The organism is Rhodococcus sp. ARC_M5, from assembly GCF_022810405.1.
Lineage (GTDB): Bacteria > Actinomycetota > Actinomycetes > Mycobacteriales > Mycobacteriaceae > Rhodococcoides > Rhodococcoides navarretei.
Window position 1 is genome coordinate 66,799 of sequence record NZ_JALGQE010000002.1, and the last position, 24,506, is coordinate 91,304.

General features: G+C 66.7%; 29 protein-coding genes. 4 read left to right on the top strand and 25 right to left on the bottom strand.

Annotated features, from left to right (window positions below; genetic code table 11):
• Positions 1–99 precede the first annotated feature (99 nt).
• The 7 genes from ccsB to MTX34_RS03655 form a co-directional block, all read right to left on the bottom strand.
• A complete protein-coding gene (gene ccsB / locus MTX34_RS03625) occupies positions 100–1,065 on the bottom strand; it encodes a c-type cytochrome biogenesis protein CcsB (protein ID WP_243596413.1) in 966 nt (321 codons plus the stop codon).
• A 3-nt stretch (positions 1,066–1,068) separates the two neighbouring features.
• Entirely contained in the window at positions 1,069–2,682 is a 1,614-nt protein-coding gene (locus MTX34_RS03630) for a cytochrome c biogenesis protein ResB (RefSeq protein WP_243608499.1), read from the bottom strand.
• Complete coding sequence (locus tag MTX34_RS03635) at positions 2,679–3,488, bottom strand: cytochrome c biogenesis CcdA family protein (RefSeq protein ID WP_243608712.1); 810 nt, start codon at positions 3,486–3,488, stop codon at positions 2,679–2,681. Before MTX34_RS03635 ends, MTX34_RS03630 begins: the two co-directional genes overlap by 4 nt.
• A 5-nt stretch (positions 3,489–3,493) precedes the next feature.
• Positions 3,494–4,081, bottom strand: a complete 588-nt coding sequence (locus tag MTX34_RS03640) for a TlpA disulfide reductase family protein (RefSeq protein ID WP_243596415.1) — start codon at positions 4,079–4,081, stop codon at positions 3,494–3,496.
• Positions 4,074–4,736 (bottom strand): histidine phosphatase family protein, encoded by a 663-nt coding sequence (locus MTX34_RS03645; RefSeq protein ID WP_243596416.1) that lies wholly within the window; start codon positions 4,734–4,736, stop codon positions 4,074–4,076. The genes MTX34_RS03640 and MTX34_RS03645 overlap by 8 nt, the downstream gene beginning before the upstream one ends.
• A gap of 52 nt (positions 4,737–4,788) precedes the next feature.
• Complete coding sequence (gene hemL, locus MTX34_RS03650; RefSeq protein ID WP_243596417.1) at positions 4,789–6,108, bottom strand: glutamate-1-semialdehyde 2,1-aminomutase; 1,320 nt, start codon at positions 6,106–6,108, stop codon at positions 4,789–4,791.
• 69 nt (positions 6,109–6,177) lie between these two features.
• Positions 6,178–6,612, bottom strand: a complete 435-nt coding sequence (locus MTX34_RS03655) for a DUF1707 domain-containing protein (RefSeq protein WP_243596418.1) — start codon at positions 6,610–6,612, stop codon at positions 6,178–6,180.
• A gap of 76 nt (positions 6,613–6,688) precedes the next feature.
• Here MTX34_RS03655 and MTX34_RS03660 point away from each other — a divergent pair, with 76 nt between their 5' ends.
• Complete coding sequence (locus MTX34_RS03660; RefSeq protein WP_243608500.1) at positions 6,689–7,207, top strand: pyridoxamine 5'-phosphate oxidase family protein; 519 nt, start codon at positions 6,689–6,691, stop codon at positions 7,205–7,207.
• Positions 7,208–7,330: 123 nt separating this feature from the next.
• Here the strand turns inward: MTX34_RS03660 and MTX34_RS03665 are convergent, their stop codons facing one another.
• Genes MTX34_RS03665 through MTX34_RS03680 form a run of 4 tightly spaced genes read right to left on the bottom strand, consistent with a single transcriptional unit; the run spans position 7,331 to position 11,068 of the window.
• Positions 7,331–7,915, bottom strand: a complete 585-nt coding sequence (locus MTX34_RS03665; protein ID WP_243608501.1) for a hypothetical protein — start codon at positions 7,913–7,915, stop codon at positions 7,331–7,333.
• Positions 7,916–7,957: 42 nt separating this feature from the next.
• Positions 7,958–8,656: a dethiobiotin synthase gene (gene bioD / locus MTX34_RS03670; protein WP_243608502.1), complete on the bottom strand. Its 699-nt coding sequence runs from the start codon at positions 8,654–8,656 to the stop codon at positions 7,958–7,960.
• Positions 8,653–9,771: an 8-amino-7-oxononanoate synthase gene (locus MTX34_RS03675; RefSeq protein WP_243608503.1), complete on the bottom strand. Its 1,119-nt coding sequence runs from the start codon at positions 9,769–9,771 to the stop codon at positions 8,653–8,655. The genes bioD and MTX34_RS03675 overlap by 4 nt, the downstream gene beginning before the upstream one ends.
• 25 nt (positions 9,772–9,796) lie before the next feature.
• The gene (locus MTX34_RS03680; RefSeq protein ID WP_279392878.1) at positions 9,797–11,068 is read right to left on the bottom strand and encodes an adenosylmethionine--8-amino-7-oxononanoate transaminase; all 1,272 of its coding nucleotides are present in this window, start codon (positions 11,066–11,068) and stop codon (positions 9,797–9,799) included.
• Positions 11,069–11,155: 87 nt separating this feature from the next.
• Here MTX34_RS03680 and MTX34_RS03685 point away from each other — a divergent pair, with 87 nt between their 5' ends.
• From MTX34_RS03685 to MTX34_RS03695, 3 genes are read left to right on the top strand one after another with little or no spacing between them, the layout of a single operon-like run.
• Positions 11,156–12,499, top strand: coding sequence for a serine hydrolase (locus MTX34_RS03685; protein ID WP_243608505.1), 1,344 nt, complete (start codon positions 11,156–11,158; stop codon positions 12,497–12,499).
• Positions 12,500–12,545: 46 nt separating this feature from the next.
• Positions 12,546–12,752 (top strand): inositol 2-dehydrogenase, encoded by a 207-nt coding sequence (locus MTX34_RS03690; protein ID WP_243596425.1) that lies wholly within the window; start codon positions 12,546–12,548, stop codon positions 12,750–12,752.
• A gap of 43 nt (positions 12,753–12,795) precedes the next feature.
• Positions 12,796–14,763 (top strand): acyl-CoA dehydrogenase, encoded by a 1,968-nt coding sequence (locus MTX34_RS03695; RefSeq protein ID WP_243596426.1) that lies wholly within the window; start codon positions 12,796–12,798, stop codon positions 14,761–14,763.
• Between the two features lie 13 nt (positions 14,764–14,776).
• Here MTX34_RS03695 and MTX34_RS03700 read toward each other — a convergent pair whose 3' ends face one another.
• The 14 genes from MTX34_RS03700 to hemC form a co-directional block, all read right to left on the bottom strand.
• The gene (locus tag MTX34_RS03700) at positions 14,777–15,574 is read right to left on the bottom strand and encodes a cyclase family protein (RefSeq protein WP_243608506.1); all 798 of its coding nucleotides are present in this window, start codon (positions 15,572–15,574) and stop codon (positions 14,777–14,779) included.
• Positions 15,574–16,749 (bottom strand): sorbosone dehydrogenase family protein, encoded by a 1,176-nt coding sequence (locus MTX34_RS03705; protein ID WP_243608507.1) that lies wholly within the window; start codon positions 16,747–16,749, stop codon positions 15,574–15,576. The genes MTX34_RS03700 and MTX34_RS03705 overlap by 1 nt, the downstream gene beginning before the upstream one ends.
• Before the next feature lie 121 nt (positions 16,750–16,870).
• Positions 16,871–18,088, bottom strand: coding sequence for a sorbosone dehydrogenase family protein (locus tag MTX34_RS03710; protein WP_243608508.1), 1,218 nt, complete (start codon positions 18,086–18,088; stop codon positions 16,871–16,873).
• 89 nt (positions 18,089–18,177) lie between these two features.
• A complete protein-coding gene (locus tag MTX34_RS03715; protein ID WP_243596430.1) occupies positions 18,178–18,381 on the bottom strand; it encodes a heavy-metal-associated domain-containing protein in 204 nt (67 codons plus the stop codon).
• Positions 18,382–18,400: 19 nt separating this feature from the next.
• Complete coding sequence (locus MTX34_RS03720; RefSeq protein ID WP_243608509.1) at positions 18,401–18,682, bottom strand: metal-sensitive transcriptional regulator; 282 nt, start codon at positions 18,680–18,682, stop codon at positions 18,401–18,403.
• A gap of 16 nt (positions 18,683–18,698) precedes the next feature.
• Entirely contained in the window at positions 18,699–18,950 is a 252-nt protein-coding gene (locus MTX34_RS03725; RefSeq protein ID WP_243608510.1) for a hypothetical protein, read from the bottom strand.
• Positions 18,947–19,372: a hypothetical protein gene (locus MTX34_RS03730; RefSeq protein ID WP_243596523.1), complete on the bottom strand. Its 426-nt coding sequence runs from the start codon at positions 19,370–19,372 to the stop codon at positions 18,947–18,949. The genes MTX34_RS03725 and MTX34_RS03730 overlap by 4 nt, the downstream gene beginning before the upstream one ends.
• A 52-nt stretch (positions 19,373–19,424) precedes the next feature.
• On the bottom strand, positions 19,425–19,865 hold the full coding sequence (locus MTX34_RS03735) for a hypothetical protein (RefSeq protein ID WP_243608511.1): 441 nt from the start codon (positions 19,863–19,865) through the stop codon (positions 19,425–19,427).
• A 35-nt stretch (positions 19,866–19,900) separates the two neighbouring features.
• Complete coding sequence (locus MTX34_RS03740) at positions 19,901–20,074, bottom strand: hypothetical protein (protein ID WP_243596434.1); 174 nt, start codon at positions 20,072–20,074, stop codon at positions 19,901–19,903.
• Positions 20,075–20,153: 79 nt separating this feature from the next.
• Positions 20,154–20,792, bottom strand: coding sequence for a hypothetical protein (locus MTX34_RS03745; RefSeq protein WP_243608512.1), 639 nt, complete (start codon positions 20,790–20,792; stop codon positions 20,154–20,156).
• Positions 20,789–21,763 (bottom strand): porphobilinogen synthase, encoded by a 975-nt coding sequence (gene hemB, locus MTX34_RS03750; RefSeq protein ID WP_243608513.1) that lies wholly within the window; start codon positions 21,761–21,763, stop codon positions 20,789–20,791. The genes MTX34_RS03745 and hemB overlap by 4 nt, the downstream gene beginning before the upstream one ends.
• Before the next feature lie 49 nt (positions 21,764–21,812).
• Positions 21,813–23,375 (bottom strand): bifunctional uroporphyrinogen-III C-methyltransferase/uroporphyrinogen-III synthase, encoded by a 1,563-nt coding sequence (locus MTX34_RS03755; RefSeq protein WP_243596437.1) that lies wholly within the window; start codon positions 23,373–23,375, stop codon positions 21,813–21,815.
• Positions 23,372–23,542, bottom strand: coding sequence for a hypothetical protein (locus MTX34_RS03760; RefSeq protein ID WP_155289207.1), 171 nt, complete (start codon positions 23,540–23,542; stop codon positions 23,372–23,374). Before MTX34_RS03760 ends, MTX34_RS03755 begins: the two co-directional genes overlap by 4 nt.
• Complete coding sequence (gene hemC / locus MTX34_RS03765; protein ID WP_243596524.1) at positions 23,535–24,503, bottom strand: hydroxymethylbilane synthase; 969 nt, start codon at positions 24,501–24,503, stop codon at positions 23,535–23,537. Before hemC ends, MTX34_RS03760 begins: the two co-directional genes overlap by 8 nt.
• Positions 24,504–24,506: the final 3 nt, after the last annotated feature.

Here is a 24,506-nt window from a genome sequence, read left to right on the forward strand (position 1 = left end):
TCCCACATCGAAGATCCGAGCTCGGATGTCTCCCCCATCGAGCCGGATCGGACGCTACCAGCTGGCAGTCCCGTGCGGAGCCTGCGCAGCTGCCGAAAACTAGTTCAGACCCGCGTAGCTGTGCAGTCCCGAGACCACCATGTTGATGATGAAGAGGTTGAAGAGCATGGCGGTGAATCCGGCGATGTTGATCCAGGCCGCGCGAGTGTTGCGCCATCCCGAGGTGGCCCGGGCGTGCAGGTAAGCGGCGTAGATGATCCAGGTGATGAACGACATCGTCTCTTTGGGGTCCCAGCCCCAGAAACGTCCCCACGCGGCTTCGGCCCAGATCGCGCCGAGAATGACGCCGGCCCCGAAGAGCGGGAAGGCGACGATGGTCGTCTTGTAGGCAAGCCGGTCGAGGGCCTGGGCGTCGGGCAGCTTGGAGGCGAATTTGCCCCAGAATCCCAGGCTTTCCTCGCCGAGGGGCTGCTTGATGCGCAGCAGGAACAGCAGGCTTGCCACGCCGGAGACAAGGAGGATGCCGCTGCCGACGCTGACGATGGTGACGTGGATGGGCAGCCAGTACGAGCGCAACGCGGGGACGACCGGAGCGGCGTCGGCGTAGAGCTTGGTGGCGGCGAAGAACATGAGCACGATGATCGGAGCCAGGACGAACACCAGCATCGGGCGCATCGTCTTCTTGCGCAGCGCGATCACCGAGGTCAGAGCCGCGGCTGCGGTGGCCATGGTCACGAACTCGTACATGTTGCCGAGCGGGAATCGGTGGGTGGCGAATCCGCGGAGGACGACCGAGGCGATATGCAGCGCGAGGGCAGGGGCGAGCAACGCGAAACCCATGCCTGCGAGTCGATCGGAGAGCGGTCGCTTCGGCGTTTCGACGACGCGGCCCGGCCGGCTGTCGGCAACCGGGGCTCCGGCGCCGACGAGTTCCTTGGCCTGGACGGCCGTCGCCTTGGCGGAGGCGTACTGGGCGATGAGCAGGACGAATGCGAGCACGTAGATGGTGAACGCTGATTCGAAGGACCAGTCGCTGTACTGCGAGAGGGTCTCGTTGATCGGCATCGGTCAGTTCTCCTGTTTCGAGGTGTCGCCGAGCAGGCGGGTGCACAGGCGGTCGAACTCTTCGCCCCACCCCGCCTGATCGGTGCGTGCAAGTCCGCCGAGGTCTACTACAGTACGTCGTGACTGCGCATCGGCGGTGAGCCGGACCCAGATTCTGCGACGCTTGATCACCAGTGAGACGAGCAGTCCGCCCATCATCGTCAGCGCGAACACCAGGACCCAGGTCTGGGCCGGGTCGTGCGAGACCTGCAGGTTGACGAATTCTTCCGCTCCGTCGAACGTGACGACGGTTCCATCGCTGAGCGTCGCGGATTCTCCTGGCATCAGGTTGACGCGGTCCTGCTTCACGAGCCTGCCCTGGGCGATCATTTCCTGATCGAGCGAGAAGATCGACTGTGGCAGTCCGGTGTCGAGGCCGGTGTCTCCCTTGTAGATGTCGATGGCGACGGCGGGGTCGTTCATCGCCGGGAAGCTCGACGACAGCAGGCTGCCGTGGAACGACGCGGTCGGCGCGAACAGTCCCTCGATGGCGATCTGATTTTTCCGTCGGTCCAGCGGGTCGGGATAGAGGCCGCCGGGCGGATCGACGCGCAGCACTCCGCTGGAGAGGAATGTCGTCGCGTCGGTCGGCTGCCACTGGATGGTGTCGGTACGGGTCTCACCGTTCGGGAACGTCACGGTGAAGGTGGGCGCATAGCCGTGGCCCTGCAGGTAGACGCGATCGCCTGCGACGCGTAGCGGGTGGTTGACCTGCAGCTGATCGTCGCGCCAGATGTTGTTGGTCAGGTCGTCGCCTGCCTGGTATTCGATGTTGGAGGTGAACATCTCGGCCTGGCCGTTCTCGAGGTAGTCGGCCGTGAAGTCCTCGACGCGTACGCACAGTGGTTCGAGGTCGGTGCCGTCGACGAGGTTGCCCGCGCGGAAGGAGTCGTAGTTGGCGGGGGTCGAGGTGCAGAATCCGGGTCCGTCGTCGGCGATGACGATCCGGTTGCCCTCGTAGCCGAGCAGCTTGCCCATGGCGATCGCGGCGAGCAGTCCGACGAGCGAGAGGTGGAACACGAGATTTCCGAGTTCGCGAACGTAGCCCTTCTCCGCCGACAGCGTCACTGCTCCGCCGTCCTCGGACCGCTGGGCGACGCGCCAGCCACGCAACTGGGTGCGTACCTGCGCCGCCGTCTCCTCCGGCGTTCCGTCGACCTCGTAGCGGCTGTGGTGCGGCAGGCGGGAGAGGTTGCGGGGCGCGCGAACGGGCTTGGTGCGCAATTGCTTCGCGTGCTCGATGCAGCGCGGCAGGATGCAGCCGATCAGCGAGACGAACAGCAGGGCGTAGATCGCGGTGAACCAGAAGCTGCCGAAGACGTCGAACAGTTCCAGCTTGTCCATGATGGGGCCGAGGGTCGGGCGGTTCGCGATGTACTCGTCGACCTTGCCCGCGTTGAGGCTGCGCTGCGGCACCAGGGCACCGGGTACCGCGGCAAAGGCCAGCAGGAACAGCAGCACCAGCGCGGTCCGCATGCTGGTCAGACCACGCCAGGTGTTGCGGATCAGAGCGACTCCCCGACCGAGCGGAGACTGCTTGCGGGGAGCCCCGGTGCGCTCCTCGAGGTCGGCTGTCATATCGGCAACACCACATCGGAGACGAAGGCGTCGCGCACCCAGCCGACGAACTGATCCCAGGCACCGGTGACCAGTGCAATTCCTACTGCTATCAACATGATTCCGCCGAACACCTGTATCTGTCGTGCATGTGTACGTAGCCAGCCGACGCCTCGCAGCGCGCTGACCGAACCGAACGCGAGGATCACGAACGGCAAGCCGAGGCCGAGGCAGTACGCCACGATCAGGACGACGCCGCGCGCTGCCGTCGTGCCGTCGGTACCTGCGGCCAGTGAGATGACACCTGCGAGGGTCGGCCCGAGACACGGGGTCCACCCGAGTGCGAACACGCCGCCGAGCAGCGGCGCTCCGGCCAGTGAGCCGATCTGCTTCGGCTCGAAGCGCACGTCGCGTTGTAGGGCCGGGATCAGTCCCACGAACACCAGGCCCATGGCGATGGTGACGACGCCGCCGATCCGCATGAGCAGTTCGCGGTTGATCGCCAGGACGGAGATCGCTCCGAACACCGATGCGGTGGCGAGAACGAACACGACGGTGAAGCCGAGGACGAACAGTCCTGCCGCCCCGGCGACCCGCAATCGGCCACTGCCGACCTTGGTCTTGACTGCTGCTTCGTCGGCGCTGACGGCCGGGGCGTCCGCTCCGACTACGCCGGCGAGGTACGAGAGATATCCGGGTACCAGGGGCACCACGCACGGCGACGCGAAGGAGACGAGCCCGGCCAGGACGCAGGCTCCGAGGGCCAGGATCAGCGGCCCGGAGGCCGCAGCTTCCTGGAAACTCGCGCCGACCCCGGCTAGGTACATCTCGCTCACGGCTGCACTGGCTCCTCGGCTGCGACGCGTTCGACGACGGGCTGCAGGTCCTCGGCGAGCAGCTCACGCAGGAACACTGCAGCGACGCGGTGCTGTCGGTCGAGCACGATGGTCGTCGGGATGACGGAGGTGGGGACGCCACCGAGCGCGTTGAGGGTGCGCATCGGCGGGTCGTAGATCGAGGAGTAGCTCACGTTGTTGCTGACGACGAAGTCCTGGGCGGCGGTCTGCGACTCGTCGCGCACGTTGATCCCGAGGAACTCGACGCCGAGGGACTTGGTGGCCTCGTAGACCTCTTCGAGGTCGTCGGCTTCACCGCGGCACGGTCCGCACCACTGACCCCAGACGTTGAGAACTACGACGTCACCGTCGTAATCCGACAGGGAGGTCGTCTTGCCCTCGGTCATCAGGTCGGGCCCGGACAGCTCGCCGATGGTGCCGCGCTCGTCGGGCTCGTAGAAGATGTCGGTCTTGCCACCGGGCGAGACGAACTGGAAGGTGCCACCCTGAGCAACCGCGTCGGTGCCGGTCGAACATCCCGCGACCAGGGCCACTGCGAAGAGCGCGAGCAGAAGCCTACGCACCGGAGATCCTCGGATCGGACGCTCCCGCTGGCTCGGAGTAGACGAGGTCGACGAGCTGGTCCCCCTCGTAGACCAACGAGGTCAGCGACGCGAGACCGCATTGACGATTGCGCGGGTCGTGCCAGAGCCGGTCGCCCTGCAGGAAACGGCGCAGGGTCCACACGGGTAGTTGGTGGCTGACGCAGACGGCCTCGTGCCCGACGGCTTCGACGCGGGCCGCGTTGACGGCGGCGAGCATGCGGTGCGCGATCTGCAGGTACGGCTCGCCCCACGACGGGGTGAAGGGATCGCGAAGCTTCCACCAGTGCCTGGGCCTGCGAAGCGCTCCGTCACCGACGGCGACGCGCAGCCCCTCGAATTCGTTGCCTGCCTCGATGAGGTTCTCGTCCTCGGCGATGGTCAGGCCGTGAGCCGCGGCGATGGGTCCGGCGGTCTCCTGGGCGCGCAGGAGCGGCGATGCAACGACGTGGGTGATGTCGTGGCCGGCGAGAGCGTCCGCGACCGACCTGGCCTGAGCCTGGCCGGTCACCGACAGCTTGAAGCCCGGCAACCGCCCGTAGAGGATGCCCTTGGGGTTGTGCACCTCGCCGTGCCGGAGGACGTGCACGATGGTGCGCGTCGTCGAGTGCGGATGTGCTGCGGGGGCCTCGGTCACGTCGGGGTCCTGTTTCTCGGTAGTCGGGTGGTGAATCAGTTCTGGGTGGACGTCACTGGGGAGCCGTGGCGGCTGCCGCAGCCTTCGCGGCGGCGGGGGCGGCGTCGGCGATGATCTCGAAGGCGCGGTCGTCGAGGGCCGCGGAGACGAACCAGGCCTCGAATGCGCTCGGCGGCGGGTACACGCCGCGGGAGAGGAAGGCGTGGAAGAACGCCGGGTATCGCCACGTCTGCGCGGCCTTGGCCTGCGCGTAGTCGGTGACGGGTCCATCGGCGAAGAACACACTCACCATAGTGCCCGCGAACTGGACGTGATGGGTGACGCCTTCGGCGGTGAGGGCGTCGCCGAGCAGTGTTCCGAGTCGCTGCGAGTTGTTCTGCAGCTTCTCGTAGACGGCTGCGTCGGCCAGTTGCAGGCTCGTCAAACCGGCGGCGACGGCGACGGGGTTACCGCTGAGCGTGCCCGCCTGGTACACCGGTCCGGCCGGCGCGAGGTAGGCCATCACGTCCGCTCGACCACCGAATGCGGCGGCCGGAAGGCCGCCGGACATGACCTTGCCGAACGTGTAGAGGTCACCTGCGACGCCGTCGATGCCGTACCAACCGGCTGCGCTGACGCGGAATCCGGTCATCACCTCGTCCATGATCAGCAGTGCGCCCTGCTCGGTCGCGAGGCGGCGCAGGCCCTCGTTGAACCCGGTGACCGGCGGAATTGCGCCCATGTTGCCCGCGGCTGCCTCGGTGATGATGCATGCGATCTGGCCGGGGTTGGCCGCGAAGGCAGCAGTCACGGCATCGAGGTCGTTGTATGGAACGACGATGGTGTCCGACGCCTGAGCGCCGGTCACTCCGGGTGAGGTCGGCAACCCGAGCGTCGCGAGCCCGGAGCCTGCGTCGGCGAGGAGGGCGTCGACGTGGCCGTGGTAGCAGCCGGAGAATTTGAGGATTTTCGTGCGGCCGGTGAACCCGCGGGCCAGGCGCACTGCGCTCATGGTCGCCTCTGTGCCCGAATTCACAAGGCGAACCTGGTCGACGGGGCCGACTCGACGCACAATTTCCTCGGCCAGTTCGATTTCACGCTCGGTGGGCGCACCGAACGACAGACCGGTCGATGCCGCTTTCTGGACGGCCTCGACGATGGCCGGGTGGGCGTGTCCGTGGATCATCGGGCCCCAGGACGAAATGAGGTCTACGTAGGACTTCCCGTCGGCGTCGGTCATCGTGTATCCGCTGGCGCGGGTGATGAATCGAGGCGTTCCGCCGACCGACGCGAATGCACGCACCGGGGAGTTCACGCCGCCGGGGATCACCTCGCTTGCACGGGCGAACAGCTGGGCCGATACGGGGGCGTCGTCGCCGGGAGAAACAGTCACATCGTCCAGTGTCCCAGGTTCGGCGAAATCACCAACTACAGGGCGTAATAATGGGCTCGCCCGACGGCATCAGTCCTCGTCGGCTTTCTTGTCCTCGGGCATGAACACCATCGCGATCAGGATGACGCCCCAGATGCCGAGCGGCCACAGAGGCCAGTAATTAGTCGGCTCGCCATCGGAGATCCACTGAACGGCCCAGATTCCGTTCATGATGACGGCACCACCGAACCACCAGCGCCATTCGTCGAGGTACTCGCGCCACTCGCTCGTCGTCTGGGAGACGTCCGTTGCCGTCGATTTCTCGGCGGCAGGCAAGTCGCGAACGACCTCGGCCAAGTCACCGCGAGTCCTGGACGCCCACACCGCGTCGAGGCGTTGTTCGTACTCGACCAACGTCAGGCGGCCCTCGCCCATCGCCAGTCCGAGTGTGTCCACGACGACCTCACGTTCGTCGTTACTCACACGCAGGTCCAGCCGGTTGTCCTTGTCGAGATTCTTCGCCATCCGCAGGCTCCTCACCACGAAGTCCGTTTTGCCAGTTTATAGGTTCGGCAGTCAGAACACCGGGTAGTCGGTTTGGATGACAAATACAGACCATGGCACCGACGGCGTCACCAAAGTCGCCGAATTGATGTCCGAAGCCGGACTCTGCATGTTCACCACCGTCGGCCGAGACGGCCATCTCATCTCGCGTCCGATGGCGCTGCAGGAGGCCGAGTTCGACGGCGATCTGTGGTTCTTCGCCGCCCATGACTCCCGCAAGGTGCGCGATATCGCGGCGAACCCGACGGTCAACGTCTCGTTTCAATCCGGTGAGGGTTGGGTGTCGTTGTCCGGCATAGCGGCCGTGGTCGAGAACGACACCAAGGCCGAAGAACTCTGGAACACCCGAGCGGCCGCGTGGTTCGAGAAGAACCCCGATTCGCGCGAGGTCGCCTTGATCCACGTGGCCGCCGAGGGAGCCGAGTACTGGTCCACCCCTGGGTCGAAGGTGTCGAACCTGTTGGCCTATGCCAAGGCAAAGATCACCAACGAGCGGCCGGACCTCGGCGAGCACGAGGTCGTCGAACTCGAGTTGCCGCACACTTCGACCGACTAGTTCTGCTGGTGCCGGGCTGCCGTCGGGGGCACGTCCGGATTGCCGGTCACGGCCGGTTCACCTGCTTCGGTCCGGTCGACATTCGAACTCCGGGCTATCTCCGACGGCAGCAGCGTCTCGCCGTCAGTTCGCGCGGTGGTGTCCGTTGTCCCTGCGTGGGTCGACGGTGTCGCGAACCTTTTCCCCGGTGCTACGCGGGTCGGTGCTCGTGTGCGCGGCGGCATCATGAGCAGCGGTGTTTCGTGCCCCGGCGTCGTGCTGGCCGGGGTAGGTCTCGTTGATGTCTGCCCCGCTGCGGTGCGCCTGCCCGTGATCGTCGAGCCGGCCGGTGTTGTCCGTGTGTGCGGCCTTGGCACCAGATCGATGATCGACGTCCGGATCGAGTTCGTTAGCGCGAGCGAATTCGGCGTCCAGATCATCACGCGACTGCGCCGCAACACCCTGATGGGAGTGAGCCTGCTGCGCAAGCTTGTCGGCCTCGGCCGCTTTGACGTCTGCTTCGGCCTGGGCTCGGCGCGCCTTGGCCTCGCTCTCCCTGGCCAGCAGCTCACGTTCCTCGACGAGTGCTGCCTCGTCGGCTGCCTTCTCGCGAATCTCGTTCGCTTCCAACCTCTTACGTTCCTTGCCCTTACGCGCCACGACGACGGCGAGGGCAACAACCACAAGTACGACGACTACTGCAACGATGATCCATACGGTGGTGCTCATTGGCGTACTCCCATGTTCTCGACTGCCGAACCGGCAGAAGATCTATGCCGGGTACCCGAGTAAAGAGTCGACAAACTCACCGAGAGCTCCGCAAGCGAGGTCCGCGAACTCGCTCGACGCCAGTTCACCCGCCCCCTCCGAAATGCAGGCCACGAGCTCGAGTCCCGTCACGAGCGGCAACTCGTCGAGGTTGACGTGTGCCGCCAGGCTCGGTTCGGCGGGCCACGAGCCGACCACCAGACCTGCGCACTCGATGCCCGCCGCCCGTACTGCGGACACCGTCAGAGCGCTGTGGTTGAGCGTCCCCAGCTCCGCGCCGGTCACGATCAGAACCTGTGCCTCGACCGCGCCTGCTGTGTCGAGCACGGTGAACCCGTCGGCGCCCAGGCGCACCGCAACCCCGCCCGCACCTTCGACCAGAACGAGGTCGTGGTCTGTTTCGAGGTCGCGCACCGCGTCGACGACAGTGCCGAGTTCGAGCATCGGCAGTCCCGATCGGCGGGCCGCGACGTCCGGAGCCAGCGGCTCCGGGTACCGCGCAAGCTCGACTCCGACCACCCCCGAAAGGCGGCGCACCACATCAATATCGGCTTCGTCCGGGTAGTCACCTCCGACGCCGGTCTGCGCCGGCTTGCACACCGCCACCGTCCACCCGCCTGCCCGCGCGGCCGCTGCGATCCCCGCCGTCACCACGGTCTTGCCGACGCCGGTGGACGTTCCGGTCACGACCAGAACCGTCATCGCAGCACCTGCGCCAGGACCGACGCGGCACGGTCGATGTCGGAGTCGGTGAGATCGGCGCGCGCGGTCAGTCGCAGTCGAGACCCGTCGGCCGGAACCGACGGCGGCCGAAAGCACCCGACGCGGATGCCGAGGCCGAGGCAGTCACCGGCCGCGCGTACCGCCCGCTGCGCATCGCCCAGAATCACCGGAACCACCGCCGATGTCGTCGGTTCGACGCCCGCTGCGGCGGCCAGTTGCGTTGCTCGCACCCCGATCGAATGCACCCGGTCGGGTTCGCCGCGCAGGACGGTCAGCGCGGCCGCCGCTGCGCCGACGGAGGCTGGCGCGAGGCCGGTGTCGAACACGAAAGTGCGCGCACCGTGCAGTACCTGATCGCGAACTGCTGCCGACCCGAGCACGACGCCACCCTGCGATCCGAGGGCCTTGGACAACGTTGCGGTGATCACCAGGTCGGGTGCTCCGGCGAGACCTGCCTCGTGGACGGCTCCCCGGCCGCCGTTCCCGCGAACGCCCAATCCGTGCGCTTCGTCGACGACGAGCACGGCGTTGCGTCTTCGACACACCGCGTACAGCTCGGCCAGTGGCGCGAGATCGCCGTCGGCACTGAACACCGAATCTGTCACCACCAGGGCCCGCTGTTCGGGACGCTCCCGCAACAGCTCGTCGACATGGTCGGTATCGCAGTGCCGAGCGACGGCCACTCGTGCCCGGGACAGGCGACAGGCGTCGATCAACGAGGCGTGCGACGCGGCGTCGGAGATCACCAGCGAATCTCGGCCCGCCAGCGCCGTCACGGTTCCGAGATTCGCGGTGTAGCCGGAGGAGAACACCAGCCCGGCCTCGGCTCCGACGAACTCCGCGAGGTCGCCCTCGAGGCGTTCGTGCGCCGTCGTGGTGCCGGTCACCAGCCGCGATCCCGTGGATCCGCCGCCCCACCGGCGCACCGCGGCGCAGGCTCCGTCGATGACGGCCGGATGCCGGGACAGGCCGAGGTAGTCGTTCGATGCCAGATCGAGGATCGATTCCTCGGCCGCGCGGGCGACGACGACCCGCTCGAGGCCGGCCTGGCGTCGGGCGTGTGCGGTGGCGTCGAGCCAATCGAGAGCGGTCATGGCAGCGACCATACTTGAACACTGTTCAAGTATGGTCGCGCGCCACCGCCACCATGGCGACGGCGATGGTCGCCACCTCGGCATCGGTGCAGATGAATGGCGGCATCGCGTACACCAGACGCCCGAACGGCCGCAGCCACACTCCCGCATCGACGGCCGTAGCCGTGGCCCGTGTCATGTCCACCGGACGATGCATCTCGATGACGCCGATGCCGCCGAGAACGCGAACGTCGGCGACCCCCGCGAGCTCTCGGGCAGGCGCGAGGCCGCTCGCCAACCCCGATGCGAGACCTGCCACCTCACCGCGCCAGTCCCGCGACAGCAACAGCTCCACCGAGGCCATCGCGACGGCGCACGCCAGTGGATTCCCCATGAACGTCGGCCCGTGCATCAGGCCTCCGGCCTCGCCGCCCGAGACCGTTTCGGCGACCTCGGTGGTGCACAGCGTTGCCGCCAACGTCAGATATCCACCGGTCAGCGCCTTGCCGACGCACATGATGTCGGGTGCGACACCGGCGTGATCGGCCGCGAACAACTCCCCGGTTCGACCGAATCCGGTCGCGATCTCGTCGAAGATCAACAGCACGCCGTACTCGTCGGCCAAGCGGCGCAGTTCCCGCAGACAGCGCGCGTCGTGGAAGCGCATCCCGCCGGCACCCTGCACGATCGGCTCGACGACGATCGCCGCCAGTTCGCTCGCGTGCGCGCTCAGTATCCGCTCGAATTCGGCGATGTAGCCGGCATCGAACTCCGCGGGCGGTGCCGGAGCGAACACCTGTTTCGCCAGTACATCGGTCCACAGCGCGTGCATCCCGCCGTCCGGATCGCACACGCTCATCGGGGCGAACGTGTCGCCGTGATAGCCGCCGCGCCAGGTCAGCAGCCGAGTGCGACCGTTCTCGCCGCGTCCGCGCCAGTACTGCAACGCCATCTTCACCGCGACTTCCACCGAGACCGATCCCGAATCGGCGAGGAACACCTTGTCGAGGCCCGCGGGGGTGATCTCGACCAACAGCTCGGCCAGCCTGGCCGCCGGAGCGTGCGTCAAGCCGCCGAACATGACGTGACTCATTCGGCCCAGCTGATCGTGCGCGGCGGCGTCGAGCACCGGATGCGCGTAGCCGTGCACTGCCGCCCACCACGAGCTCATGCCGTCTATCAGTTCCCGGCCGTCGGCCAAGGTCAGCCGCACCCCGGATGCACGCTCGACCACCAGTGGCGTCGTGGTCGCCGGAAATCGGCTGTACGGGTGCCACAGATGATCGGAGTCGATTCGGCGAACGTCTTCGGAAGTCAGCACGCCACAGCACACTGCCACAGCGCCCGACAGCCGATCCCGACACTGGACCAGAGGCGAAATGTCCGAATCCATTAGCATCGCAACATGACGACGCGCACCATGACGAGACTCGTAGGGGCAGCCGCGGCGGCAACCCTGACCCTCGCCGCCTGCGGAGGCACGTCCGCAGCGCCCGTGTCCACCACGACCGCTCCGGCGTTCGTCGTGGACACCTCGACTCCCGTCGGGGCGCTCAACGACCGCATCCTGCAGTGGATCAACGCCGAGGGTGCGCCCGACCCTGCCGAGGTGGAGGCCGTCACCGGCCCCGAGCTCGCCGAGGCTGTTGCACCGCTGGGCGGACTCGTCACACCACTCGAACAGTTGCGCGCCGGTGCACCGAATGTCGCCACGGGTTTCGAGGCCGGTCCGGATTCCGGCGTCCTGCACTTCACCACTGCCGGCATACCGGCCACGATCACGACGTCGATCGATGCCGACGGCAAACTCGGCGGCTTCCTGGCCCGGCCGGACACCCCCACGATCTCGTCGTTCGACGATCTCGATGCTGCGCTGTCCGAGGTGGCTCCGAACTACTCCTACAGCGCATCCCGGCTCAACGGCGGTGACTGCGAATCGATCTATTCCACCAACGCGGACTCGATGCTCCCCCTCGGGTCGGTGTTCAAGCTGTACGTCCTCGGCGCGCTCACCGACGAGATCGAGGCAGGCACCGTCCGATGGGACGAACAGCTCACCGTTCGTGACGCCACCAAGAGTGCGCCCTCCGGCGAGCTGCAGAATCTGCCCGACGGCACGACGGTGTCGGTCCGCGACGCGGCCGAGAAGATGATCTCGTTGTCCGACAACACCGCGACCGATCTGTTGATGGATCACCTCGGCCGCGAACGCGTCGAGCGTCAGCTCTCCGTCATGGGTCATCACGATCCGTCGGTGATGACCCCGATGATGGACACTCGACAGTTCTTCGTCATCGGTTTCGGCGATCCGAATCTTCGATCCGAATGGGCCGATGCGGACCCCGACGGACGCGAGAAGCTCCTCGAGCAAGCCGATTCCCGGCAGCTGGACATCGACCTCGAGAATTTCCTCGACAATCCGGCGTCGGCCGACGGCGTGGAGTGGTTCGCCAACGCGCAGGACGTCTGTGCCGCGATGGGTTACCTGGCCACCGGCCCGGCAGCGGAGGAGAACCGTCGCATCCTGGCGATGAACCCGGGCGTGCAGCTCGACGCGGGGCTGTGGCCGTATTCGGGGTTCAAGGGTGGCAGTGCGCCCGGCGATCTGGCCGGCGCGTTCCTCGCCACCGACGCCTCCGGTCAGGACTGGATCGTCACCGAGCAGTTCCGCGCCGACGGTGCCATCGATCTGATTCCGTCGAGCTATGCATTTCTCATCGCCCAGGAAGCCTTCGCACTGCTGAAGTGAGTGGGATTTGTAACATCGGTGTTACTGCTGCATTACACTCGCGGTCGTGGAAGCACAACACGAACCAGCCCACTACGCGTGGCCGGCGGGCTTCAAAGAGTTCCTGGTCGGTGAGTTCACCGACTTCAGCCCCCTGGTGAACAGGGCTCTGGAGGACAACTGCGCGTCGCTGTTCCACGACGGTCCGTACGCGAAATCGGGCTTCTGGCGGTCCTGCCGGGCAGTGTTCCGAGAATTCGTCTGGCCGGTCTGACCTTCCGGCCTTCACCAGCGGCCGCAAAAGGTTACCGTCGAGTATGGCAACCACAACGGATCACCTTCGGAACACTCTGGACGGCCGCTGGCGAGATGTGAAGAACGAGGCGCGTCGGCAACTGGCCCGCGACGAATTCCGCCCGCACTACACGCCGAACACCGTCATCGCTCGCACCAAGGCGATGGAGCAGCTCAAGTTGCTCGCTGCCGCCGGTGCCGCCGACAACGGCTTCAAGAAGGAACACGGCGGAACCGGTGACGTCGGTGCCGCGGTGACGATGATCGAGATGCTCGCGATGAGCGATCTGTCTCTCATGGTCAAGGCAGGCGTTCAGTGGGGACTGTTCGGCGGTGCCATCGAGAATCTCGGCACCGAACGTCACCACGAGGCCTACGTCCCCAAGATCATCAGTCTCGACCTGCTCGGGTGTTTCGCCATGACCGAGACCGGACACGGCAGCGACGTGCAGTCGCTCGAGACCACCGCCACCTACGACCCGAAGACGGACGAGTTCGTCATCAACTCCCCCACGCCGTCCTCGCGCAAGGACTACATCGGCGGCGCTGCCGAAACCGCGACCGTCGCCGCCGTGTTCGCCCAGCTCATCACTGCGGGCCCGGGCGAGGAGCCAGAGGGCCACGGCGTGCACTGCTTCTTCGTTCCGCTCCGCGACGAGAACGGTGACGATCTACCCGGTGTCACCACCTCGGACTGTCAGTACAAGGGCGGTCTACCCGGAGTCGACAACGGCCGCCTGATGTTCGATCACGTTCGCATCCCGCGAGACAACCTGCTCAACAAGTACGCCGACGTGTCCGACGACGGTACGTACTCCTCCCCCATCGAGAACAAGTCTCGACGGTTCTTCACGATGCTCGGCACGTTGATTCGCGGTCGTGTCACAGTGGGCGGCAGCGCCGCCGCGGCCGCCCGCGTCGCCCTCGACATCGCCACGCGATACGCGTTGCAGCGCAGGCAGTTCGCCGCACCCGATTCCGATCAGGAGGTCCTGATCATGGACTACCTGGTGCATCAGCGTCGACTGTTCCCGCTCATCGCCAAGTCCTATGCGCTGCAGTTCGCACAGAACGAGCTCGTGTCGAAGATGCACGAGCTGCAGACCGCGGACAGTCCGGACGCCGAGGAGCAGCGCGAGCTCGAGTCCAGGGCGGCAGGTCTCAAGGCCGCGAACACCTGGCACGCCACCGCGGCCATCCAGGAGGCTCGCGAAGCATGCGGCGGCGCAGGCTATCTCGCCGAGAACCGGCTGATCTCACTCAAGGCCGACACGGATGTGTTCACCACGTTCGAGGGTGACAACCATGTGCTGACGCAGCTGGTCGCCAAGGAGCTACTCACCGCGTACGCGGACGACGTCAAGTCCATGAGCCCGGTCGAATGGGTCAAGTTCGCCGCCGACATGGTGGGCGACCGCGTCGTCAAACGCACTGCGGCCCAAGCGATCATGCAGACCATCCTCGATCGGCGCCAGGACAACGAGGAGGAGGGTTCGCTGTTCAACCGCGGTACCCAGGTCAAGATGTTCGAGGATCGCGAGGAGTACCTGCTCTCCACCGTCGCACGCCGGCTGCAGTCCAAGTCCAAGGAGACCAGCCCGTTCGAGGCGTTCAACGCGGTGCAGGATCACGTGCTCCATGCCGCGAGCGCGCACATCGACCGCATCATCTTCGAGGCGTTCATCGCCGGCATCGAATCGTGCGAGGATCCCGCCACCAAGGACCTGCTCGACGAGGTCTGCGACCTGTACGCGCTGTCGGTGATCGAGGCGGACAAGGCCTGGTTCATCGAGCACCGCTACCTGTCCACCGAGCGATCCAAGGCCGTGACCCGCGCCATCAACGAGCGGTGCCGGACGCTGCGTCCGCACGCCGAACTACTCGTCGACGGCTTCGGAATTCCCGACGCATTGGTCGGTGCTGCGATGCTCGGTGAGCCCGGTGCAGGTAGCGAGGAAGAGCCCGCCTCGAACCCCAGCCACGCGCACTGACGCGTAGCCGGGTTCAGCCGGGAACTACCGCGAAGACCCGGCAGGGACCGCCGGTCGCGCCCGCGTGCTTCGGCGCGCCGACGACGACCGTCGCCCCTGCCGGGGGCACCGCATCCAGATTCGCGAGCGCTTCGAGTCCGTATCGGCCTGCCCCGAGAACGGCTGTGTGAGCCGGGTATTCACGGTCGGTCATTCGATCGAGGCTGAGCGTGTCGACCCCGATTCCGACGACGTTTCGCTCGTGCACCAACATCTGCGCCGCGTCGCCACCGAAGCCGGGGCCAGCACGCTCGGCAAGCCTGTGCTGCCATCGACTGTGCATCACCACCAACGCTCGGTCCGGAATCCGGCCGTGCTCGCGTTCCCACCGCGCGATGTCCTCGGTCGTCACCACCGCGTCGGGATCAGCGGCGGCCCTGGCCGAGATGTCCACCACGACCAGCGGGGCAATGAGGTCATCGAGGGGCAGGATATCTGCTGTCGCGCCGCCGCGAACGCGGTGCGCCGGGGCATCGATGTGGGTGCCGGTGTGCTCCCAGTACGAGAGCTTGTTGACCAGGAAGCCACCCAACTCGTAGGCCGCGACCGGATGCATCGAGAACGGTTCGTTGCCCGGCCACACCGGAAACGTCGGGCTCAGGGTGTGGGTCAGGTCGATCAGTCGGCCCGCCGGAATTGCCGACGCGACAATCGGTTCGGCGCGAACCGCTCCGGTCGCCGCGACGGTCAACGCCGCGGCTCCCAACGACCCGAACAGTGCCCTACGGCCGATTCTGCGGTTTACCGTCTCGATGACTTCCGGCCCGCACATCAGTCGGCAGCGGGGGTGACGAGCAGAACCTTGTCGTCGGATCCGTTGTCGGTGGTCAGCAGGAATGCGCCCGCGTCGCCGAAGCTGGTGAGCGAGCGCAGTCGGCCGTAGGTGCCCACCAGAGCGTCCGCCTCGTCGACGTACTCCGTCCCGTCCTCGGAGAGCTTGAGAAACACGAGCTTCTCGTCCTGCTGACTCGATATCACCGCGGCCCCGTTCCAAGAACCCCATCCCGGGCCGTTCGTGAAGGTCAGGCCGGGCGTTGCGATGGCGGGGCTACCCGAGCTCCACACGGCGGCGAGCGCTCCGGGCACGCGGGTCGGATCGGTCATCGGTACCGACTCGTCGTAGATGAACGGGAGACGATCGGGGCGGTACCCGTAGTTGCCACCGGGCACCAGCAGGTTCAGCTCGTCGTCCCGGCTGGTTCCCTGCTCCACCTCGTAGATCTGGCCGGTACCGGGCCGAATCGCCAAGCCCTGCACGTTCCGATGTCCCAGGGTGAAGATGCGATCCGGCGAACCCGCGGCTGCCGAACCGTCGGCGTCGATGTGCAGAACCTTGCCGCCCAACGAGTCCCGATCCTGCGGAACCGTCGGCGACGCAGTGTCTCCGGTACCGACGTACAGGGTGCCGTCGGGGTGGGCCAGAATTCGGCAGCCGCCGTGACGGCCGCCGTCGGCGACGGGAATGTCGTCGACGAGGGTGCCGGTGCGCGTCAGAGCGGTCCACTCCGGGTCGACGGTCCACGAGAGGACGGCGATGTGGTTGTCGCTGCCCCCGCCTGCACTACCGGTCCCGGCGCTACCGGTGCCGCCTCCGCCACCCTGTACGCCCTGGCATGTGTAGATGGTTCTGGATGCGGCGAAATCCGTCGCCAGGGCAATGCCCATCAGGCCGGTCTCGCCGGACGCGTACAGATCGTCGAGGTCCGCGGCGAGCTCGCGTGTCTCACCGTCGACGTCGCGGATCACGAACCGGCCGGCACGCTCACCGGTCAGCACCGTTCCATCCGGAGCAACCACCGCATCCCACGGTTTCGCGAGTCCGTCGAGCACCGTGGTGACCGTCAGACCGGGGAGCGGATCGGGCTGTGCCGTTGCGGCTGTCGAAGAGGCCAGCGTCAGGAAGACGCTGGCGGCGAGTACTCCGGAACTGGACACCAGCTTGTTCATCCACACTCCTGACGACGATCGGCGACCGGCCCGATATGACCGGTATCACATGATCTTAAACACACTCCGGAGGTGCCTCGCCGACTCACGACGCGATTCGTCGCCCGTCGGCAACCTCGGTTCAGCCGACCTCGGGCGTGACGAGCAGTACCTGATCGTCGGACCCGTTGTCGGTGGTGAGCAGGAAGCCGCCGTCGCTTCCGAAGGGGGTGAGCGAACGCAGCCTGCCGTAGGTGCCGTCCAGCGCCTCCGCCTCGGCGACGAACTCCGTTCCGTCCGCCGACAATGCCAGGAAGACGAGCTTCTCGCCCTGCTGACTCGAGATCACCGCGGCACCGTTCCAGGAGCCCCACTGCTCACCGTCGGTGAATGTGACGTCGGGGGTGGCGATGGTCGGATCGCCCGAACTCCACACTGCAGGCAGGGCACCGGGAACCCGATCGGGGTCGGTCATCGGGACCGATTCGTCGTAGACCGACGACCGTCGATCGGGGCTGTAACCGTAATTGCCGCCCGGCACCAACAGGTTCAGCTCGTCGTCTCGGCTGGTCCCCTGCTCGACCTCGAAGACTTGATCGGTTCCGGGACGGATCGCCAGTCCCTGCACATTGCGGTGCCCGAGCGTGAAGATGCGATCCGGCGCGTCGGCTGCGGCAGTGCCGTCCGCGTTGACGTGTAACACCTTGCCGCCCAGCGAGTTTCGATCCTGAGGCACACTCGGGCTCGCAGTGTCCCCGGTGCCGATGTACAGCGTGCCGTCGGGGTGAGCCAGGATGCGGCAGCCACCGTGACGCCCGCCGTCGGCAACGGGAATGTCGTCGACGAGGGTTCCGGTTCGCGTGAGGGCCGTCCACCCCGGATCGACGGTCCACGACACGACGGCAATGCTGTTCTCGCCGCTACCTCGACGCCCCTGGCAGGTGAACACGGTTCGAGAGGACTCGAAATCCACCGCCAGTGCGATTCCCATGAGCCCGGTCTCACCGGCGGCGTAGAGGTCGCCGAGGTCCGCGTCCAGTTCACGCTGGACTCCCGCCGAGTCGCGGATGACGAACCGGCCCGAGCGCTCTCCGGTCAGCACCGTGCCATCGGGAGCAGCCACCACGTCCCATGGTTTGTCGAGACCGTCGAGCACGGTGGTGACCGACAGGTTCGGCAGCGGTCCGGCAGGCGCGCCCGGGGAGGGAGCAGCGTCGGAAGAAGAGCCCTGCGACGACGAGGTCGCGGACGACTCGGTCGGCTCTGCACTACTACCCGGCTCGGAGGTGTCCGCCGAACAGGCCGCTACCAGGGCGATGCTCATGGCGATGACCACTGCGCCGGTGACCGGTTTCTTCACGAGCGCTCCTGACGATGTTCGGTGAGTCCCATTCTTCCGGTATGACCGTTTTCGAGACTTCCGAACCACCGAAGGAGCGCAGTCGTGTGTCAGGACACCAGTCGATACCCGGCTTCGGCCACGGCTGCGTCCACCGTCGCGGTATCGAGTGTCGAATCGCTGCTCACCACGACCGCACCGGAATCCACATCGACGTCGACGCCGGTGACGCCTGCGATCTCCGATACTTCTTCTCGCACCGACGTTGCGCAATGTCCGCACGTCATGCCCTCGACCGAATACGTCGTCTGCATCTGATTTTCCCTTCTCGAGTCAGGAACGCACCAGGCGCGCGATGGCCTCGGACGCCTCTTTCACTTTCGCGTCGGCTTCCGGCCCGCCTTGCCTCGCGGCCTCCACGACGCATCCAGCGAGGTGGGCGTCGAGCAGCTTCAACGAGACCGATTGCAGCGCCTTGGTCACCGCAGACACCTGGGTGAGGACGTCGATGCAGTACCGATCGTCGGCGACCATCCTCGATATCCCGGCCACTTGGCCCTCGATGCGACGCAATCGCTTCAGCAGGTCTTCCTGCTCGGCGCTGTAGCTGCTCATAGCGCCAACTATACCCCTACCCGGTATGGGGTGCACGACCCGTCAGGATACGGCGGATGCCGTCGAGGATCAGCAGTCCGGCCACGATTGCCGACAGACTGGCCAACGCGATCCAGGACCCCGAGTAGAACGTCCCCGAATAGGCCGGGGACACGTCGGGGACAGCGGGGAACTCACTGGTGCGCACGCCCGCGTTCCAGCACGCCACGGCTCCGATCACCGCGAGCAGTGCCAGCACCAGCTCCGCCCACCCGAGGGACTTCCTCACAGGTACTCCTGCTTCGCCGTTTCGAGAGCCGCGCGCAACCCGTCGTCGTCCTTGGCCCACGCCTGCACCAGTCCCCCGCCCACCAGACGCAGCCCGATGCCGTGCCGCTTGCGCGGTACACCCGACAGTTCACCGAGCACCCGCGCGGTCTCCCACCTCTTCGGCTCGTAGTCCCCGTCGGCGTACTCGGCCGGCGGCAGTATGGCGTCGATCTCGGCAAGGTCGACGGTCTCGGTGCCCTGACGCAGTTGCCGGGTGGTGAGTTCGACGCTGACGTGCATCCTTGCGGCCCGCAGCTGGACGTACGTGAGACCGACGAGGATGAGCGAGAACAGCGCGAGGGCGAACCAGTGGATCACCGGGCCGGATGCGAGCTCCACCGCGAGCACCACGAGGCAGAACACCGGCCCCCAGGCCAGCATGCGCCACCGACCACCGGGCTCGTGGAAGAGCACGGGATCGTCGGCTGAGGTCTCACTGTTCACGGAGGAACCACTCACGGGCCGACGGCCGATAGACCAGGACCGCTGCAACCACCAGCGCGACGGTGATCACCAGCAGCACGAACGGGAACACCAGTGCGGCGAACGTCAGCAGCAGTGCGACGGCTCCGGACAGAGCCACCAGCGCCCGTCGGAACCTGCGGTCTCCGCCGCGGACCGGGCCCGACATCAGGCCGACGGCCAAGCCGACCACTCCGAAGATCACGCCGAGTCCGCGAAAGACCGTCAGGAACGAGTCGACCTGCTCGTCCGTCGCGCCGCCGGTGGTGAAGGACGCCCGGATCTGGTCGGCGGGGAGCGTGAGGGCGATCATGCAGACGACGATCAGCAGCACCGCAGAGGCGAGCCACAGCCAGTAGGCGGCCGAAACCACTCGGGGCCGGGCGATCGGTGCGTCGGTGTCTGAGCTCACGCCAGACATCCTGCCACCGAGTGCGGGACGGGCGTTCAGCCGGCCGAAATCCCCAGCGCCATGATCGCGATGGCCGCAGAGACGGCGAGCAGTAATCCGAGCAGCGCCCAGCCGGGACGACCGTTCTCGGCCGGACAGGGTTCGCGGTCGACTGCCGGTGCAGCAGCCGGCTGCGTGATGCTCGCTGCTGCAGGGGTGCTCTCTGCCATATCGGGTCCGATCACTCGAGAAGATATCGAGAGTGATGCTAGTCACACGACAGGGCTGCAGCCGAGAACACGCCCGAAACTATCGTTTTTGCGAGGCGACGAAGTATTCGTTGGATTCCCGGCGGTGCATCAGATAGATCGCCCCGGCGGCCAATACACCCTGGCCGATGCCGAGCACACTCATCACGACGTTCATCGCGCCTGCGCTCGACGCAATCGAGAACAGCTCGAGAATCGTGGTGAACACGGTGAACGATCCGATGACGGTGAGCAGCATGCGCGCCCACAGTTTGCCCGCACGCATCCGCTTGACCCAGAACAGGAACAACGCCCCGAAACCGAGCACGACGAACACCGTGACGACGAGCATCACCGTCACCATCGACTGCGTGGACTCCACCGTCATGTCGGCGGCAGCGTCCTGCGCTGCGAGATCGTCGAGCAGGGACTGCGCAAATTCCTCGCGCGCCCCGAACAGCGTCCAGACCGAGAACAGCGCCGAGAGCGCACCGATCAGCGCCACGCCCCACCACAGGTGGCGGGCGGTCTCGACGTCGACGGGTGCCGGACGCGGCGTCGGCTCGAATTCCGGGGCACTCTGCGGAAACCCGTGCTCGATCTCCCAACGCTGCCAGTCGGGCTGCGGCGGCGGGTTGCCCGGAACGTTGCTGTCGGGGTTGTTGCCGTCCGGGTTGTTGTTCGGGGGGAGATCGTTCACAGCCAGCCCGCCACTTCGGTAGCCCAATAGGTCAGTACGACGTCGGCACCGGCTCGCCGAATCCCGACGAGCGATTCCAGTACCGCTGCGTCGCGATCGATCCAGCCGTTCTGCGCGGCGGCGGTGATCATGGCATATTCCCCGGATATCTGGTACGCCGCAACCGGAACCGGTGACATCTCCGCGACATCGCGCAGAATATCGAGATACGACATCGCGGGCTTGACCATCACCATGTCGGCTCCCTCGGCGAGGTCGAGCTCCACCTCGTGCGTCGCCTCGCGGCGGTTGGCCGCGTCCTGCTGATACGTGCGACGATCGCCCTGCAGCGAGGACCCCACTGCTTCGCGGAACGGACCGTAGAACGCCGAGGCGTACTTCGCCGAGTACGCCAGCTGACCGACCTCGACGTGGCCGGCGGCGTCGAGTCCGGCGCGGATCGCACCGACCTGCCCGTCCATCATTCCGCTCGGTCCGAGCAGGTGCGCACCGGACTCCGCCTGCGCGACGGCCATGTCGACGTAGCGCAGCAGGGTGGCGTCGTTGTCGATCGAACCGTTCTCCCCCAGGACTCCGCAGTGTCCGTGGGAGGTGAACTCGTCCAGGCAGGTGTCGGCCATGATGACCGTCGAGTCACCGAGGTCGGCTTTCAGACGGGCCAGACCCCGGTTGAGAATTCCGTCCGCATCCGTTGCGCCCGAACCGTTCTCGTCCTTGTCCTCGACCTTGGGGACACCGAACAGCATGATGCCGCCGACACCGGCTGTCACGGCCTCCTCGGCCGCAGCACTCAGCGAGTCGAGCGTGTGCTGATACACCCCGGGCATCGAGCTGATCGCCCGCGGCTCGGAGATGCCGTCGGCCACGAACATCGGCAACACCAGATGCCGTGGCGCGAGGGAGGTTTCGGCCACGAGCCGACGCAGTGCCGGGGTACGGCGTAGGCGTCGGGGACGGTCGGTGGGGAACAAGCGAACTCCTTACGGACCGGGTGTGTCGATCGTGAGATCCGCGACCGGGTTACCGGCGGCGCGACTTCTTTCGCGGCGGGGGCAGTGCACCCTCGGCCCGCAGGCGAGCCGCGTGCTCGGCGAGAGCCTCGACCAGCGGTCCGACCTGAGCCGACTCGGGCTGCACATCCACGCGCAGACCGAATTCGACGGCCGTCTCGGCGGTCTTGGGGCCGATGCACGCAACGAGGGTGCGGGCGTGTGGCTTTCCGGCGATGCCGACCAGGTTCCGGACGGTGGAACTCGACGTGAAGCACACTGCGTCGAAGCCGCCGGTCTTGATCATCTCGCGGGTCTCGGCGGGGGGCGGTGCTGCCCGGACGGTGCGGTACGCGGTGACGTCGTCGATCTCCCAGCCCCGCTCGCGCAGACCCTCGGCGAGAGTTTCGGTGGCGATGTCGGCACGTGGCAGGAGAACTCGGTTGACCGGGTCGAAGACCTCGTCGTAGGGCGGGAAGTCCTCGAGCAGACCCAGCGAGCTCTGCTCACCCGACGGCACGAGCTCGGGGTTGATCCCGAACGAGCGCACCTTCGCTGCGGTGGCCTCGCCGACGCAGGCGATCTTGACGCCCGAGAACGCACGAGCGTCCAGCCCGAACTCCTCGAACTTCTCCCATACGGCGCGAACCGCGTTGGTGGAGGTGAACACGACCCACTGGTAGCGGCCGTCGACCAGGCCCTTGACGGAACGTTCCATCTGGGCCGGGCTGCGCGGAGGCTCGACCGCGATGGTCGGGACCTCGATGGGGATGGCTCCGTGGGTGACGAGTCGATCGCTCATCTCCCCTGCCTGATCCTTGGTGCGCGGCACCAGCACGGTCCAGCCGTACAGTGCGCGAGACTCCCACCAGGACATCTTGTTTCGGCCCGAGACGACCTTGCCCACGGTGACGACGAGGGATCCGACGAGCTCGGACCCGGCATCGTTGAGGGTGGCGAGGGTGGCCTCGACGGTGCGCTGCTGGCGGGTGGTGCCACGAACGGTGATGGCGGCGGGCGTCTGCGGAGCGAGTCCGTGTTCGACGAGGGCACTGGCGGTTTCGGCCAGGTGGCCCGAGGTTGCGTGCAGTACCAGCGGGCCCGGAGCAGCCGCGAGTGCGGCCCAGTCGACCTCGCCGCGCACGTCGGCCTCGGTGTGACCCGAGCCGAGTGCCATTCCGGCGTAGCTGGGCACCGCGGATCCGGACGGCAGGCCGGGGAGCACCTCGAACGGCACGTGCGTGCGAGCGACGGCGCTGACCTCGGCGATCACCGAGTCGGTGGTGAGCGGATCACCGGAGACCAGGCGAACCACGTCGTGGCCGTTCTTGGCTTCGGCGAGAAGCGTTTTCGCGACCTCGGCGGGCTCGCCGAGTGCCGGCCGAACCTCGACACCGTTCTCGCCCGTCTCCGGGTCACGCGCAACGTCGGCACCGACCAGAGCGGTGACGCCCTTGTCGACGTCGGGATCGGTGAATGCGAGCTCGGCCGCTCCGAGCACTTCCCGTGCCCGGACCGTGAGCAGAGCCGGGTCACCGGGCCCGGATCCCACGAACAGGATCCGTCCGTTGGTGTTCTTGCGGACTGGGCTCATCGGTTGTTCTCCAGTGCTGTCTTGTGTGGGTACTGCAGTTCTATCGGGGTTGCGGTGCCCCGTTTCGGAATCAGTCGAGCGGTGGCGATCGACTCTCTTCGCACCACCGGACGGGTCGCCGTGCGTTTGGCGCGTCCGCGGACGGGTGCCGTTATGGCCCTAGACATGAGATCCACCCTGTACCTGAGAACCTGCCTGCGCTGGTTCGGTGACTGAAACGAGTTCGCGCGCACCGAGATCGAGTAGTTCGCGGGCAAGTTCCCGGCCCAGCTCCTCGGCTCGGTCGGGTGATCCGACGATCGACGCCCGGATGGTGTCGCTGCCGTCGATGGCAGCGACGCAGCCACGCAACGAGAGTTCGTCGAAGATGCGGCCGTCCTCGTCGATGGACTCGACGACCTCTGCGATCGCCCCGACAGGCGCGGTGCAGCCGGCTTCGAGTTCGGCGAGCAGTCCGCGTTCTGCTGCCACGGCGGCGCGTGAGTGGGCGTCGTCGAGAGTGGCGATGGCCGCCGCGAGATCGGTGTCCTCGACGCGACATTCGACGGCCAGCGCGCCCTGAGCCGGTGCCGGGAGCAACTGCACCGGATCCAGGGCCTCGGTGACGACATCCAACCTGCCGATGCGGGCCAGTCCGGCGCGAGCGACGATGACGGCGTCGAGCTCACCCGACGCCACCTTCCCGATCCTGGTGTCGAGGTTGCCTCGCAACGGCAGAACGTCCAATCCCTGTCCGAGAGCACGCAATTGAGCGATGCGTCGGGGCGCGGACGTACCGACCTTCGCCTCGGCGGGCAACTCGCCGAGCACCAGTCCGTCACGGGCGACCAGGGCATCGCGCGGATCCTCGCGAGCGGGAATCGCGGCGATGGTGAATCGATCGTCGGCCGCCGTCGGCAGGTCCTTGTACGAGTGCACGGCGATGTCGCAGGTGCCGTCGGCCAGCGCCTCACGCAGCGCGGCGGTGAAGACTCCGACGCCGATCGTCTGCACGGGCGCAGCGGACAGATCGCCTGCAGTCTTGACGATCACCAGCTCGGCTTCGACTCCGGCTGCCGCGAGGGCCACCCGGACGGTGTTGGCCTGGGTGGTCGCGAGAAGGCTTCCGCGAGTACCGATCTTGACGATGTC